12 protein-coding genes and 1 pseudogene are annotated in these 15,290 nt (G+C 68.9%); 3 read left to right on the top strand and 10 right to left on the bottom strand.

Annotation, left to right across the window (positions count from 1 at the left end; all coding sequences use genetic code 11):
- Positions 1–600 precede the first annotated feature (600 nt).
- Entirely contained in the window at positions 601–2,112 is a 1,512-nt protein-coding gene (gene rpsA / locus IW248_RS02405) for a 30S ribosomal protein S1 (protein WP_196925462.1), read from the bottom strand.
- Positions 2,113–2,539: 427 nt separating this feature from the next.
- Here rpsA and IW248_RS02400 point away from each other — a divergent pair, with 427 nt between their 5' ends.
- The 3 genes and pseudogenes from IW248_RS02400 to IW248_RS02390 form a co-directional block, all read left to right on the top strand.
- The gene (locus IW248_RS02400; RefSeq protein ID WP_196925461.1) at positions 2,540–3,346 is read left to right on the top strand and encodes a class I SAM-dependent methyltransferase; all 807 of its coding nucleotides are present in this window, start codon (positions 2,540–2,542) and stop codon (positions 3,344–3,346) included.
- 56 nt (positions 3,347–3,402) lie between these two features.
- Complete coding sequence (locus IW248_RS02395) at positions 3,403–4,008, top strand: Uma2 family endonuclease (protein ID WP_196925460.1); 606 nt, start codon at positions 3,403–3,405, stop codon at positions 4,006–4,008.
- 94 nt (positions 4,009–4,102) lie between these two features.
- Positions 4,103–4,447, top strand: a pseudogene (locus tag IW248_RS02390) (DUF3140 domain-containing protein); the annotation flags it as partial.
- Between the two features lie 108 nt (positions 4,448–4,555).
- Here the strand turns inward: IW248_RS02390 and polA are convergent.
- The 9 genes from polA to IW248_RS02345 form a co-directional block, all read right to left on the bottom strand.
- Entirely contained in the window at positions 4,556–7,255 is a 2,700-nt protein-coding gene (gene polA, locus IW248_RS02385) for a DNA polymerase I (RefSeq protein ID WP_196925459.1), read from the bottom strand.
- 101 nt (positions 7,256–7,356) lie between these two features.
- Entirely contained in the window at positions 7,357–8,163 is an 807-nt protein-coding gene (locus IW248_RS02380) for an amino acid ABC transporter ATP-binding protein (protein WP_124815735.1), read from the bottom strand.
- Complete coding sequence (locus IW248_RS02375) at positions 8,163–9,140, bottom strand: amino acid ABC transporter permease (protein ID WP_196925458.1); 978 nt, start codon at positions 9,138–9,140, stop codon at positions 8,163–8,165. The genes IW248_RS02380 and IW248_RS02375 overlap by 1 nt, the downstream gene beginning before the upstream one ends.
- 3 nt (positions 9,141–9,143) lie before the next feature.
- Positions 9,144–10,055 carry an ABC transporter substrate-binding protein gene (locus tag IW248_RS02370; protein WP_196925457.1) on the bottom strand — a complete coding sequence of 304 codons (912 nt, stop codon included), beginning with the start codon at positions 10,053–10,055 and terminating at the stop codon, positions 9,144–9,146.
- A gap of 37 nt (positions 10,056–10,092) precedes the next feature.
- Complete coding sequence (locus IW248_RS02365; RefSeq protein ID WP_124815740.1) at positions 10,093–10,803, bottom strand: ABC transporter ATP-binding protein; 711 nt, start codon at positions 10,801–10,803, stop codon at positions 10,093–10,095.
- On the bottom strand, positions 10,793–11,584 hold the full coding sequence (locus IW248_RS02360; RefSeq protein ID WP_167492923.1) for an ABC transporter ATP-binding protein: 792 nt from the start codon (positions 11,582–11,584) through the stop codon (positions 10,793–10,795). Before IW248_RS02360 ends, IW248_RS02365 begins: the two co-directional genes overlap by 11 nt.
- 46 nt (positions 11,585–11,630) lie before the next feature.
- Positions 11,631–12,740: a branched-chain amino acid ABC transporter permease gene (locus IW248_RS02355; RefSeq protein ID WP_124815743.1), complete on the bottom strand. Its 1,110-nt coding sequence runs from the start codon at positions 12,738–12,740 to the stop codon at positions 11,631–11,633.
- Positions 12,737–13,687: a branched-chain amino acid ABC transporter permease gene (locus IW248_RS02350; RefSeq protein ID WP_124815745.1), complete on the bottom strand. Its 951-nt coding sequence runs from the start codon at positions 13,685–13,687 to the stop codon at positions 12,737–12,739. The genes IW248_RS02355 and IW248_RS02350 overlap by 4 nt, the downstream gene beginning before the upstream one ends.
- Before the next feature lie 109 nt (positions 13,688–13,796).
- Positions 13,797–14,954: a branched-chain amino acid ABC transporter substrate-binding protein gene (locus IW248_RS02345; RefSeq protein WP_196925456.1), complete on the bottom strand. Its 1,158-nt coding sequence runs from the start codon at positions 14,952–14,954 to the stop codon at positions 13,797–13,799.
- Between the last annotated feature and the right edge of the window lie 336 nt (positions 14,955–15,290).

Raw genomic sequence — 15,290 nt, 5'->3', positions numbered from 1 at the left:
CAAGCCCGCCGCCAAACCCGCCCACGGCCCGGCGACCTCCCAACCACCCCGCCCTGCGCCCCGCGCCCCGCGCCCCGCGCCCCGCGCCCCGCGCCCCGCGCCCCGCGCCCCGCGCCCCGCGCCCCGCGCCCCGCGCCCCGCGCCCCGCGCCCCGCGCCCCGCGCCCCGCGCCCCGCGCCAAGATCTTCGCAACTACCCCGATGTTGCTGCCTCCGACACGCAGGAGACAGCAACATCCCCGATACTGCGCGGATCTTGACGACAAACGCCGCCCCGACAGACCGCGACCAGGGTTCGGGCGCCCACGGGCCGCCAAGATCGCGCTCGAACCAGGATGTAGTGGTGTTCGGTGCCCGGGAGGCCCCTCCATCATGGATCGAGCGCGATCTTGGGCGGTCGACGCCAGCCGCGCAGCCGCGCCCACAGCGGCGCCCCGGCCTACCGGAGCGCCGCGCCCACAACTCGCCTGGGGCACCCGAGCCCGCAACTCGCCGGGCAACTCCTCGCCCACAGCTAGGGCGGGGCACAGCGGGTACGGCGAAGGCCCCGCCCCCAGCGATCCGGAGATCGCGGGGACGGGGCCCGTCGTCGTTCAGCGGGTCACTTACCGCCGGCGAGCTTCTCCCGCAGTGCGGCGAGCGCCTCGTCGGTGGCCAGGGTGCCTGCCGGCTCCTCGGCCTGCCGGCTCGGCGCCGGGCTGGACGAAGAGGTGGTGCCACCGCCACCGCCGCCGGCAGCGGCCGGGACGACCGGAGTCGGGTTGGCTGCGGCCTCGGCGTCGGCGGCCCGAGAGGTCTGCACCTGCTTGGTGTGGGCCTCCCAGCGCAGACGAGCCTCGGCGTACTGGCTCTCCCAGGTCTCGCGCTGCTTGTCGTACCCCTCGAGCCACTCGCCCGTCTCCGGGTCGAAGCCCTCCGGGTAGATGTAGTTGCCCTCGGTGTCGTACGTCGCGGCCATGCCGTAGAGGGTCGGGTCGAAGTGCTCCTCGCCCTCGACGAAGCCCTCGTTGGCCTGCTTGAGCGACAGCGAGATCCGCCGACGCTCCAGGTCGATGTCGATGACCTTGACCATGACCTCGGAGCCGACCTGGACGACCTGCTCCGGGATCTCCACGTGGCGCTCGGCCAGCTCGGAGATGTGGACCAGACCCTCGATGCCGTCGTCCACCCGGACGAACGCACCGAACGGCACCAGCTTGGTGACCTTACCCGGCACGATCTGCTGGATCGCGTGGGTGCGGGCGAACTGCCGCCACGGGTCTTCCTGGGTCGCCTTCAGCGACAGCGAGACCCGCTCGCGGTCCAGGTCGACGTCCAGGACCTCGACCTCGACCTCCTGGCCCACCTCGACGACCTCGGACGGGTGGTCGATGTGCTTCCAGGACAGCTCGGAGACGTGCACCAGACCGTCAACGCCGCCCAGGTCCACGAAGGCGCCGAAGTTGACGATCGAGGACACGACGCCCTTGCGGACCTGGCCCTTCTGCAGCTTGTTGAGGAACTCGGTGCGCACCTCGGACTGCGTCTGCTCCAGCCAGGCCCGGCGGGACAGGACCACGTTGTTGCGGTTCTTGTCCAGCTCGATGATCTTGGCCTCGAGCTCGCGCCCGACGTACGGCTGCAGGTCGCGCACACGACGCATCTCGACCAGGGACGCCGGCAGGAAGCCGCGCAGCCCGATGTCGAGGATGAGGCCGCCCTTGACCACCTCGATGACCGAACCGCGGACGACGCCGTCCTCGTCCTTGATCTTCTCGATCGTGCCCCAGGCCCGCTCGTACTGTGCCCGCTTCTTGGAGAGGATCAGACGACCCTCCTTGTCCTCCTTCTGGAGGACCAGGGCCTCGATGTGGTCGCCAACCGTCACAACCTCGGCGGGGTCCACGTCGTGCTTGATCGACAACTCCCGAGAGGGGATGACACCCTCGGTCTTGTAGCCGATGTCGAGCAGGACCTCGTCCCGATCGACCTTGACGACGGTGCCTTCGACAATGTCGCCGTCGTTGAAGTACTTGATGGTCTCGTCGATCGCGGCGAGGAATGCCTCCTCGGAACCGAGATCGTCGTGGGTGACCCGGGTGGCGCTCGAGGGGGCCTCGATGCTGCTCGTCATGTGGGCGGTTGCTCCGGTCGGTGGGTTGTCACAGCAGGCTGGTGTGTCGCAGTGACCTGTTCGCGCCAGCGGATCCGTCGCCGGGCACACCGAACGATCGCCTAGTGAGATCATGATGTGGCTCCGTCGACCGCGCACCTGCTCCCTGCCGAGGCAACGCGATCCGCGAGCGCATCGTCTAGCCTACCGTGCGCATTACCACAGCGTGCAAGCCCTCCCGGGTTCTCTTCGTGCGATGACCTGCGAAAGCCGAACAATCGCCCGGAAAACACCCCTGCTGTCTCCTGCGTCACAGCAGACCCAGGCGCGCCGCCGGCCCGCGCCGCCGCCGCGCCGCGCGTGATCGACTCGGTTTCCCGGCGTCAGCCACGCAGATCGTGGACGCGCCGCCGTACCCAAGGGGGTGGGTGGGGCCTAGCGTGGGCGCGTGGATGACGACAGCCGGGTTACCCGGCGCCGGGTGGGTGACGCCGAGGCCCGGCGCGCCAACCGCGGCTGGTGGGACACCGACGCCGACGACTACCAGGCCGAACACGGCGCGTTCCTCGGCGACGTGGACTTCGTGTGGTGTCCCGAGGGCCTGCGCGAGGCCGACGCCCGGCTGCTCGGCGACGTGTCGGGGCGGCGGGTGCTGGAAGTGGGCGCCGGCGCCGCGGCCGCCGCCCGCTGGCTCGCCACCCAGGGCGCCCGGCCGGTCGCCTTCGACCTGTCCGCCGGCATGTTGCGGCACGCCGCCGAGGCCGCCGACCGCAGCGGGGTACGCGTACCGCTGGTGCAGGCCGACGCGCTCGCCCTGCCGTTCGCCGACCGGTCGTTCGACGTCGCCTGCACCGCGTTCGGCGCGATCCCGTTCGTGGACGACTCCGCGGCGCTGCTCGCCGAGGTGCACCGGGTGCTGCGACCGGGCGGCCGGTGGGTGTTCTCGGTGACCCACCCGATGCGGTGGATCTTCCTCGACGACCCCGGCGAGGGCGGCCTGACGGCCGTGCACTCGTACTTCGACCGCTCCCCCTACGTGGAGCAGGACGAGACAGGCGTGGCCACCTACGTCGAGCAGCACCGCACCCTCGGCGACCGGATCCGCGAGTTGGTCGGCGCCGGGTTCCGACTGCTGGACCTGGTGGAGCCGGAATGGCCGGAGGGACACGAGGGAATCTGGGGGCAGTGGAGCCCGCTGCGCGGACGACTCTTTCCCGGCACCGCCATCTTCGTCACCGAGAAGCGCACCGACTGAGCGCGTCGCACGCGGAGTGCGACGGCCCCGCACGCCACCGACGCTACGGTCCGCCGGTGAGCGCATGGCCGAACCCGACACCACCGGGCCGCTGGCTTCCGGACCCGGCACGACAGCAGCGGGCCGACTATCAGGTCGCCGACCTGTCGAACCTGCCAGACGACGACTCCCCGCGCGTCGAACTCGTCGACGGAGCCCTCCGGGTGACGCCCTTTCCGACCCTCGGTCACCAGGACATCTCCGGGCTGCTCTGCACGTGGCTGCGCTGCCACGCACCGTCGGACATCCGGGCCACCCAGGCCGTCGCGGTCGAACTCGATGACAACACCAGCCGGCGCCCGGATGTCCTGTTGTGCCGCGCCGACGTGCCATCCGACCGGTCCACTCTGCGGCCGTCAGACGTCGTGCTCGCCGTGGAGATCGTTTCGCCGGGCACGCGACGGATCGACCGGTTCGCGAAGCCTGGTGAATACGCCGCCGCCGGCATCCCGTTCTACTGGCGTATCGAGCAGGACCCGGTGCACGTGTACGCGTACCGGATCGGCGACCGGGTGGGGCCGGGCGGGGAGGGGCAGTACGAGCTGGTCGCCGACGGGCCCGACGTGATCGAGCTGGCCGAGCCGTTCGACATCAAGCTGCCGATCGCCGAGATCACTCCGTAGTCGTTTCGCCCCGACCGCGGCGGGTAGCCGAGGACCATGGCCGAGCAGGGATTCCACCAGGGCGACCATGCCCACCGCCCCGAGGCGCTGCATCATGAGCAGAGGTGACGATGGCCGGGACACCTACCGGGAGTTCACCGAAGCGGTGAACATGAAGCCCGGCGAGCTGTCCACGTGGCTGGAGACCGACGAGTCGAAGCAGGTCGGCTGGCACAAGGGCGGCCACGCTGGTGGTGGCGAGTCCGTCGGGCACGAATCCGGCCGGAAGATCATCAATCTTCTCCGCCGCAAACGCGGTGACCTGTCCGAGGGTGACTACAAGCACATGCGCAAGGTCGTCGGCTACGTACGCCGGCACATGGCGCAGCGCCCCTCCGGCAACGTCCGCGACACCAGGTGGCGCTGGTCCCTCATGAACTGGGGCCGCGACCCCCTGAAGTAGCCGGCGCAGCCCGGCCACCCTGATCCACCACCCCAACGGCCGCGAGCAGGGCGACCCAGTCAGGGGTTCCGGGGCAGCCCCGGAACCCCACACCGCAACCACAGATCAGTGATCAGCGCTGTTCCAGTCCCGGCCCAGACCGACGGACACCTCCAGCGGCACCGACAGCGGGTACGCCCCGCCCATCTCCCGCCGGACCAGCGCTTCCAACGCCTCCCGCTCACCCGGAGCGACCTCGAAGACCAGCTCGTCGTGCACCTGCAACAGCATCCGTGAGTGCAGCCCGGCCTCGCGCAGCGCGGTGTCGACGTGCAGCATCGCCACCTTGATGATGTCGGCGGCGGAGCCCTGGATGGGCGCGTTGAGCGCCATCCGCTCGGCGATGTCGCGGCGCTGCCGGTTGTCGCTGACCAGGTCGGGCAGGTAGCGGCGCCGACCGAGGATGGTCGAGGTGTAGCCGTCCTGGCGGGCCCGGGCGACGACCTGTTGCAGGTAGTCGCGCACGCCACCGAAGCCGGCGAAGTAGTTTTCCATCAGCCCGCGCGCCTCTTCGGTGCTGATGGTGAGCTGTTGGGACAGGCCGAAGGCGCTGAGCCCGTACGCCAGGCCGTAGTTCATGGCCTTGATCTTGCGGCGCTGGTCGGGGGTGACCTCGTCGAGCGGCACCCCGAAGACCGACGAGGCGGTGGCGGCGTGGAAGTCGGCGCCGGAGTTGAACGCGTCGATCAGCGCGTCGTCCGAGCTGAGGTGCGCCATGATGCGCATCTCGATCTGGCTGTAGTCGGCGGTGAGCAGGGACTCGTAGCCCTCCCCCACCACGAAGGCCCGTCGGATCCGACGGCCCTCCTCGGTGCGGATCGGGATGTTCTGCAGGTTGGGCTCGGTGGAGGAGAGCCGACCGGTGGCCGCCACGGTCTGGTTGAAGGTGGTATGGATCCGGCCGTCGTCGGAGACCGACTTGAGCAGCCCGTCGACTGTCGACTTGAGCTTGGCCACGTCCCGGTGACGCAGCAGGTGGGCCAGCACCGCGTGCGGCTGCTGCGCGTAGAGCCACTGCAGGGCGTCGGCGTCGGTGGTGTAACCCGTCTTGATCTTCTTGGTCTTCGGCAGACCCAGCTCGGTGAAGAGGATCTCCTGCAGCTGCTTGGGCGAGCCGAGGTTGAACTCCCGACCCACCGCCTCGTACGCGCCCTGCGCGGCGGCCTTCACCTCGGCGGCGAAGTGGGCCTCCAGCTCGGACAGATAGTGGGTGTCGGCGGCGATGCCGGTGCTCTCCATGGTGGCCAGCACGCGCATCAACGGCAGCTCCACGCCGGCCATCAGCCGGGCGGACTGCTCGCCGTCGCGGGACAGCTCGGCGTCGATCGCGTCGGCCAGGTCGAGGGTGGCCCGGGCCTGGAGCATCAGGTTCTGCTCGACCACCCCTTCGTCACCGAGGCCGTCCAGGGTGAGCTGGCCGGACTCCGGGACGTCCACCCGCAGCTCCCGGTGCAGGTAGCGCAACGCCAGGTCGGTCAGGTCGTAGGACCGCTGGTCGGGGCGGGCCAGGTACGCGGCGATCTGGGTGTCCCGGACGATGCCGGCGAGCTGCCAGCCGTGCGCGGCGCTGGCCAGCACGGCCGGCTTGCTGTCGTGCAGCACCTTGGGGCGCTCCGCGTCGGCCAACCAGCCGGCCAGGGCGCCCTCGTCGGTCGCGTCGAGCCCAGCCGGGTCGACCCAGGCCGCCGCGCCACCGGCGGTGGCCAGCGCGAGACCGGTGATCGAGGCGGTGTGCCGGCGGTTGGGGCCGGTGTCGAGTTTGACCGCCAACCCGACCGGGGTGCCGGTCGGGACGTGTGTGGTCAGCCAGCCGGCCAGCGCGCCGGGCTCGGTGAGCACCTCGCCGACGAGGTCGAAGCCGGACTCGGCCTCCGGCTCGACCGCCTCGAGGTACTGGTAGAGACGGTCGCGCAGGATGCGGAACTCCAGGGTGTCGAAGACCTGGTGCACCGCCTCCCGGTCCCAACCCGTCCAGCGGGTGTCCTCCGGGCGCAGCGGCAGCTCCAGGTCGGAGACGAGGCAGTTGATCTCGTAGTTGCGGATCACGTCGGCGAGCCGCTCCCGCAGGCTGTCGCCGGCCTTGCCCTTGATCTCGTCGGCCCGGGCGATCACGCCCTCCACCCCGCCGTACGTGGTGATCCACTTGGCTGCGGTCTTCGGGCCGACGCCCGGGACGCCGGGCAGGTTGTCACTGGTCTCGCCGACCAGCGCGGCGAGGTCCCGGTACTGCTGTGGCGGGACGCCGTACTTCGCCTCGACCGCCGCCGGGTCCATCCGGGCCAGGTCGGAGACGCCCTTGCGGGGGTAGAGGACGGTGATCTGATCGTCGATCAGTTGGAACGCGTCGCGGTCACCGCTGCTGATCAGCACCGACATGCCCTGGTCGCGAGCCTGGCAGGCGAGCGTGGCGATCACGTCGTCGGCCTCGAAGCCCTCTTTCTCGACCACCGGGATCTGCAGCGCGGCCAGGACCTCCTTGACCAGGCTGACCTGGCCCTTGAAGTCGGTCGGGGTCTCGCTGCGGCCGGCCTTGTACTCCGCGTACTTGTCGGTGCGGAAGGAGTGGCGGGAGACGTCGAAGGCCACGACGATGTGGGTGGGCTGCTCGTCGCGCAGCACGTTGATCAGCATCGAGGTGAAGCCGTACACCGCGTTGGTCGGCTGCCCCGTCGTGGTGGAGAAGTTTTCCACAGGCAGGGCGAAGAAAGCCCGGTATGCCATGGAATGTCCGTCGACGAGAAGCAGGCGCGGTGTCGTAGCTGTCACGGCAGCGACTCTAGCCCGCCAGTACGACAGGACGGGACACCGGCACGGCGCCCGGCGCGGCCGTCGGACGGCCGCGCCGGATACCGGCTCAGAGCACCTTCTCAGAGCACCTTGGCCAGGAACGCCTTCGTCCGGTCGTGCCGGGGGTTGGCGATCACCTCGCGCGGCGCGCCGGACTCCACCACCACCCCGTCGTCCATGAAGATCAGCGAGTCGCCGACCTCCCGGGCGAAGCCGATCTCGTGGGTCACCACGATCATCGTCATGCCGTCGCGGGCCAGGTCCTTCATCACGTCGAGCACCTCGCCGACCAGCTCCGGGTCCAGCGCGCTGGTGGGCTCGTCGAAGAGCATCAGCTTCGGCTGCATCGCCAACGCCCGGGCGATGGCCACCCGCTGCTGCTGCCCGCCGGAGAGCTGCCCAGGGTAGTTGCCGAGCTTGTCGCCGAGCCCGACCCGCTGGAGCAGCGCGGCGGCCCGGTCCCGGGCGGCGGCCTTGCGCTCCCGGCCCAACAGCACCGGAGCCTCGGCGACGTTCTGCAGGGCGGTCATGTGCGGAAAGAGGTTGAACCGCTGGAACACCATGCCGATCGCGCGGCGCTGGGCGGCGATCTCCTTCTCCCGCATCTCGTGCAGCTTGCCGCCGCGCTCCCGGTAGCCGATCAGGTCGCCGTCCACCCGGATCCGGCCGGCGTTGATCTTCTCCAGGTGGTTGATGCAGCGCAGGAACGTCGACTTGCCCGAGCCGGAGGGCCCGAGCAGACAGCAGACCTCGCCGCTGCGGACCTCCAGGTCGATGCCCTTGAGCACCTCCACCGACCCGAACGACTTGTGCACCTGCTCGGCCCGGACCATCACGCCGTCGCCGGCCGTTCCCGCGGCCTCCGCTGGTGTCGTCACCTGCGTCATCACCGACCCGCCTCGCTCGCGCTACCGCCGGCCTCCGCGGCGATCCCGCGCAGTCTGATCTTCGCTTGGGCGCTCTTCCCGAACCCCTTGGAGAAGTGCCGCTCCAGGTAGTACTGCCCGACGAGCAGCACGCTGGTCAGCAGCAAATACCAGAGGCAGGCCGCCACGTACATCGGGAAGACCTGGAAGGTCCGGTTACCCACGGCCTTGAGCTGGAAGAACAGCTCGGTGGAGACCGGCACGAAGGCCACCAGCGAGGTGTCCTTGAGCATCGCGATGGTCTCGTTGCCGGTGGGCGGGATGATCACCCGCATCGCCTGCGGCAGCACGATGCGCCGCAGGATCTGGGTACGGCTCAGGCCCAGCGCCTGCGCAGCCTCGGTCTGCCCCTCGTCCACCGACTGGATCCCGGCCCGGACGATCTCGGCCATGTACGCCGCCTCGGAGAGCCCGAGCGCCAGCATGCCGGCGACGAATCCCGTGAGGATCTCCAGTGCGGAGAAGCCGAAGAGACGTGCCTCGAAGTTGTCAATGCCGAAGAGCGCGCCGAGCTGCCGGTCGAACGGCAGCCCGAACTCGATCCGGGCCCAGAGGATGCCGAGGTTGCCGAAGAGGATCGCCAGCACCAGCCGGGGCACCGCCCGGAAGAACCAGGTGTACGCCCAGGAGACGCCGCGCAGGATCGGGTTCTCCGACAACCGCATGATGGCGATGACGACGCCGAGACTGACGCCGATCACCATCGCCAGAACGGTCAGCGCGAGCGTGCCGCGCAGCCCCTCCATGATCGGCGGCCGGAACATCTCGTCGACCATGAACGCCCAGTTGAACGCCTTGTTCGTCACCAGCAGGTGGACGAACATGGCCACCAGCACCCCGATCACGGCGACCGCCACCCAACGCCCGGGATGCCGGACGGGCACGGCCTGGATGGGTTCCGGCCGTGCCCGTTCGGTTGTGTCCGTTTCTGACGACATGCGTCAGTTGGCGGGGTTCAGCGCCGAGGAGGTGATGGCGCCGCCGTCGACGCCCCACTTCTTCAACGCGGTCTGGTACGTGCCGTCGGCGATGACCGCCTGGACGGCCTCCTTGAGCACCTCGGCGAAGGCGGTCTGGTCCTTCTTGACCGCGTAGCCGTACGGGGCGGACTCGTAGATGTCGCCGACCAGCTCCAGCCCGCCGTTGCTCTGCTTCACCGCGTACGCCCCGACCGGCGAGTCGGCCAGCATGGCGTCGTTCTTGCCGCTGAACACGGCGGCCGTGGCGTCGCTCTGCGCCTGGTACTGGTCGATGGTGATCGCCGGCTTGCCGCCGGTGGTGCACTTCTTCGACCGGGCGGTGATGTCGTCGAACTGCACGGTGCCGGTCTGCACGGCGATCTTCTTGCCGCAGGCGTTCTCAATGTCGATCTTGCCCGCGTTGCCGGCCTTGGTCGCCCACTGGGTGCCGGCGGAGAAGTAGCTCACCATGTTGACGCTCTTGAGCCGCTCGGCGTTGATCGTGAACGACGACACACCGATCTCGTACTTGCCGGAGTCGACACCGGGCAGGATCGCGTCGAAGGGCGACGACTCGTACTCGGCCTTGAGGCCGAGCTTCTGCGCCACCGCGTTGAACAGCTCGACGTCGAAGCCGACCACCGTCTTGCCGTCGGCGTCGAGGAACTCCGCCGGGGCGTACGTCGAGTCGGTGCCGACCTTGATCACACCGTCGGCCTTGATGGCGTCGGGCACCTTCCCGGCCAACGCCGAGTCGGCCGCCGCCGTGACGGTCGGACCGGCACCGGGCGGGGCGGTGTTCTCCTTCTCCCCACACGCCGTGAGCGAGAGGGCGAGCAGCGCCGCACTGGCGGCACCGAGCGCCGCCCGGCGGGCACCGTTGGTATTGAACATGTCTCTGCACTCCTTGCGTGAGGGGTGTGACGGCCGCTCAGGCCACGCCGAGGTATGCCTCTTTGACCGCCGGGTCGTGCAGCAGCTCGGCGCCGGTGCCGCTCTTGACGATCCTGCCGGTCTCGAGCACGTACGCCCGGTGCGCTCGGGCCAGCGCCTGCTGCGCGTTCTGCTCCACCAGCAGGACTGTGGTGCCCTGCTCGTTGATCTCCTTGATGATGTCGAAGATCTGCTGGATCAGCATCGGCGCCAAGCCCATCGAGGGCTCGTCGAGCAACAGCAGCTTCGGCCGGCTCATCAACGCCCGACCGACCGCCAGCATCTGCTGCTCGCCGCCGGAAAGGGTACCGCCGGCCTGCTTACGTCGCTCCGCCAGCCGCGGGAAGAGGTCGAGCACCCGGGCCAGGTCCTGGGCGATCCCGGCCCGGTCACGCCGGGTGTACGCCCCCATGTCCAGATTCTCGAGCACCGACATGCCGGGGAAGATCCCCCGACCCTCGGGCGCCTGGCAGAGCCCCCGCCGGACCCTCAGGTCCGCCCGGAGCTTGGAGATGTCCTCGCCCTCGAACCGGATGCTGCCGGTGGCGATCGGCCGGATCCCGGAGATCGCCCGCATGGTGGTCGACTTCCCGGCGCCGTTGGCGCCGATCAGCGCGACGATCTCACCCTCGGCCACGGTCAGGCTGATGCCGTGCAACGCCTGGATCCGCCCGTAGAGCAGGCTCACATCGTCGATCTCAAGCAACATCGTCCGGGACCCCCAGGTACGCCGCGACCACCTTCGGGTTGTCCCGCACCTCGGCGGGCAGCCCCTCGGCGATCTTCTTTCCGAACTCCAGCACGACGATCCGGTCGGTGACGCCCATGACCAGGCGCATGTCGTGCTCGATCAGCAGCACGGTCACGCCGGTGTCCCGGACCTGCCGGATGAGCTGGAGCAGCTCCTCCTTCTCCGCCGGGTTGAAGCCGGCGGCCGGCTCGTCCAGGCAGAGCAGCACCGGATCGGTGGCCAGCGCCCGAGCGATCTCCAACCGCCGCTGCTCCCCATAGGAGAGGTTGCGGGCGAACTCGTGCAGCCGGTGCCGGATGCCGACGAACTCCAGCAGCCGCTCGGCCTTCTCCCGACCCTCACGCTCCTCGCGCCGGTGCCGAGGCAACCGGAACAGCGCGGAGAGCACGCTGGTCTTGTGGTGCGCGTCCGCGCCGACCTGGACGTTCTCCAGGGCGGTCATCTCCGGGAACAGGCGGATGTTCTGGAACGTCCGCGCCATGCCCAGTTGGGTGATCTGGTGGCGCTTCTTCCCGCTGATCTTGCCGCCACGGAACCGGATCTCGCCCTGGGTGGGCTGGTAGATGCCGGTCATCGCGTTGAAGCAGGTGGTCTTGCCAGCCCCGTTCGGGCCGATCAGCCCGAGGATCTCCCCCTTGTAGAGGGTGAAGTTGACGTTGTCGAGCGCGACCACGCCGCCGAAGCGCAGCGTGACGTTGTCGACCTCCAGCAGCGGCTCCCGACTGGGGACCGCCTCCATCGCCGGCGCGCCGGCCTGCGCCGGAACAGCCGGCGTCTGATCGGTGTCACTCACCGACGATCACCTCCTTGCGACGGTCTTTGAACTCCGCCGCCCGTCGTCGGTTCGGAATCAGGCCCTCCGGCCGGAAGATCATCATCACCACGAGAACCAGGCCGAAGATCAGGAACCGGTACTCGTACAGCTCCACGCCGAACAGCTCGATGCCGCGGAACCGCTCGATCATGTACGCCACCAGGCCACCGCCGACGATCGCGCCGACGATGTTGCCCGAGCCGCCGAAGATCACCGCCGCCAGGATGATGATCGAGTTGAGCAGCTCGAAGTTCTGCGAGTTGACGAAGTTCTGCTTGCCCGCGAAGAGCGCGCCGGCCAGGCCGGCGATCGCGGCACCCGAGGCGAATGCCCAGAGCTTGAACTTGAACGTCGGCACACCCATCAGCTGCGCGGCGTCCTCGTCCTCCCGGATCGAGATCCAGGCCCGACCGACGCGACTGTGCGTCAGGTTCCGCACACCGATCACCACCAGGATGATCAGCGTGAGCACCAGCCAGTAGTACGGCCGGGCGTCCAGCACGCCGAAGAACGGCTTGCCGTCGGCGTACTTGCCGGGCGGGTGCGGGATCTGGTTGAAACCCCGCTGGCCCTTGAGGAAGTCCGAGCTGACCGCGGCGATCCGGATCATCTCGGCGAAGCCGAGCGTCACGATCGCCAGGTAGTCACCGCGCAGGCGCAGCGTCGGCGTACCGAGCATCACGCCTGAGAGCATGGTCAGCCCGATCGCCAGCGGCACCACGAGCAGCCACGGCCAGAGCGTCTTGACGTTGCTGCTCGGCGAGGTCAGCACCGCGACGGTGTACGCGCCGACGGCGAAGAAGCCGAAGTAGCCCAGGTCGAGCAGGCCGGCGAAACCGACCACGATGTTCAACCCGACGGCCAGCAGCACGTAGATCGAGACGGTGAAGAGCACCTGCGTGAAGTTCGCACCGGGGGTCGGGATCGGCCCGAGATACTGGTAGAACTCCCTGTTCGGCAGCGCGTAGAAGAACGCGATCACCGCGACCAGCAGCGCCCAGCGCACCCAGCGTGGCGCGCCGCGCCACCGTTCTCCAGCCGCCTCGCGGCCGGAGCGCACCCTCTCCAGGACGGTCGTCATGCTCGTGCCCTCCCCAGCGATTCGCCCAGCAGACCGGTCGGCCGGAACATCAGCAGCACCACCAACACCGCGAAGGCGGCGAAGTCCTTCCACTGACTGCCGAACAGACCGGCGGCGTAGTTCTCCACCACGCCCAGCAGCAGGCCACCGATCAGCGCGCCGCGCAGGTTGCCGATTCCGCCCAGCACGGCGGCGGTGAACGCCTTGAGCCCCAGCAGGAAGCCGACGCTGTAGGTCAGGGTCTGGATCCGCACGTCGTAGAGCAGACCGGCCACGCCGGCCATGGCGCCACCGGTGATGAAGACCATCAGGATGATCCGGTCCTTGTTCACGCCCATCAACGCGGCGGTGTTGGCGTCCTGGGCCACGGCCCGGATGCCCCGGCCGGTACGGCTGCGGTTGATGAAGAGGTCCAACAGGACCATCATCAGCAGCGCCGCGCCGATCGTCAGCAGTTGGATCGAGTCGATCGGCACGCCGAAGAGGTGGAACAGCGGCTTGCTGCTCACCAGACTGGGCGCGCCCTCCGGCAGTCGGCGGGTCCAGATGCCGAAGGCCTCGGAGATCGCGATCGAGGCGCCGATCGCGGTGATCAGGAAGGCCAGCGGCGGGGCGTTGCGCTTACGCAACGGCCGGTACGCCACCCGCTCGATCACCGTCGCGGTGCCCGCCGAAGCGATGGCGGCGACGATCATCGCCACCAGCAGGTAGAACAGGATCGAGCCGATCCCGCTGACCTGCGAGTTCTGGTCGAGTCCAAAGCCGTTCCAGGTCCAGATCGCTGCGAACGCGCCGGCGATGAAGACCTCGGAGTGAGCGAAGTTGATGAGTCTCAGCACGCCGTAGACCAGCGTGTAGCCGAGCGCGACCAGGGCGTAGATCGCGCCCTGGGTCAGGCCGGTCGTGGTGAGTTCCCCGAAGTTGGAGAACAGTCCATTGAAGTCCAAGGGAGGGACGCTCCATCACGTCTGGAGAGAAAATTGGGGTGCGGCCGGGAGCGAGCAGCTCCCGGCCGCACCCGCGATCACAACTCAATCGCCGAAGCAGCGACCAACATCAGGACTTCGGGATCTCCTGGTCCGGGACAACCTTGCCGCCGGTGACCTTGAAGGCCCAGACCTTGACCTGAGCCGGGTCCAGTTCGCCGGTCTCGGTGAACTTGTAGCTCGCCGAGACACCCTCGCCGCTGTAACCCTTCACGAACTCCAGCAGACCCTCACGGGTGTTCTTGCCAGCCTTGATACCAGCCAGCAGGATGTTCGCCGCGTCGTAGGCGGTGTCGCTGTAGGTGCCCGGTTCGGTGCCGTTGAGCGCCTTGAACTCCTGCACGAAGGTGCCCCGGGCCTCAGCGGCCGGCTGGCACGGGCAGGTGAGGATGGTGCCCTCGGCCGCCGCCTGACCAGCGGAGGTGATGTACGCACCGTCGTTGACGCCGTCGCCGGCGACCAGCGGCGCGGTGACCCCGGCAGCGGTGAGCTGCTTACGGATCAGGCCGGCCTCCTGGTAGTAACCGCCGTAGAAGACCGCCTTCACGTTGGCGGCCTTGACCTTGGTGACCACGCCGGAGAACTCGGTCTGCTTGCCCTCGCCCTGGACCTTGTCCGAGCCGACAACCGCCGAGCCGAGCACCTTCTTGACCTCGTCGGCCAGGCCGGCGCCGTACGCGGACTGGTCGTCGATGACGTAGACCTTGTCGGCCTTCATCACGTTCTTCATGTAGTTACCGGCCGCCGGGCCCTGGCTGAAGTCGTTGCCGACCGCGCGGAAGAAGGTCTTCCACTTCTGGTCGGCCAGGCTGGGCCGGGTCGCGGACGGGGTGATGGTCACCAGGCCGGCCTCGTTGAACAGCGGGCCGGCGGCCTCGGACTCACCCGAGTAGGCCGGGCCGACGACGCCAAGGATCTTGGTGTCGTCGATCGCCTTCTGCGCCAGACCAGGTGCCTGGTCGGGGCTGCCCTGCGAGTCCAGGGACGCCAGCTCGACCTTGCAGTCGGCGTTTTCCTTGTTGTACTTGTCAACGGCGAGCTTGACACCGTTGTTCTCGTTGATGCCGAGCGCGGCCGAGCTGCCGGTCAACGCGCCGAAGAATGCGATCTTGCTGCCACAGGCGTCACCGCCGCCTGCCGCGTCGTCGCCACTGGAGCATGCGGTTCCACCGGCGACGAGCGCCACCATGGCGACCCCACCGATAACGCGCGCGAGCTTCTGCCTCAAGGCCCGAACCCTCCTCGTCCCATGGTCCGAACCACCCGCTGGCTATTGGCACTTGCGGGGGCGGACGAACCAGACCGTCGTCGCCGGTCTGGGGCCGGACGTTATCCCACCGTGGAGCTGTGACGTAAGCCCCACCGGAGCGGGTTGACCGAACCGTTACACACCGTGGCGGATCAGAACCCATCCCTGTAAGAACCGTCGGCCGCGAGGCGGCTTCGCCTTTGTTTCTTCGGTAACTGATCAACAGCTAGGTGTCCGTTACCGATCGAGGTCTGACAACGGCAGCCACCAGGCACGCGGCGTTTTCCCACCGCCCGTCGCCATCAGCAGTCGATC

It is taken from the genome of Micromonospora ureilytica, from assembly GCF_015751765.1.
Lineage (GTDB): Bacteria > Actinomycetota > Actinomycetes > Mycobacteriales > Micromonosporaceae > Micromonospora > Micromonospora ureilytica.
Note: the sequence above shows the minus strand (reverse complement) of the source record. Positions and strands in the feature narration are given on the sequence as shown.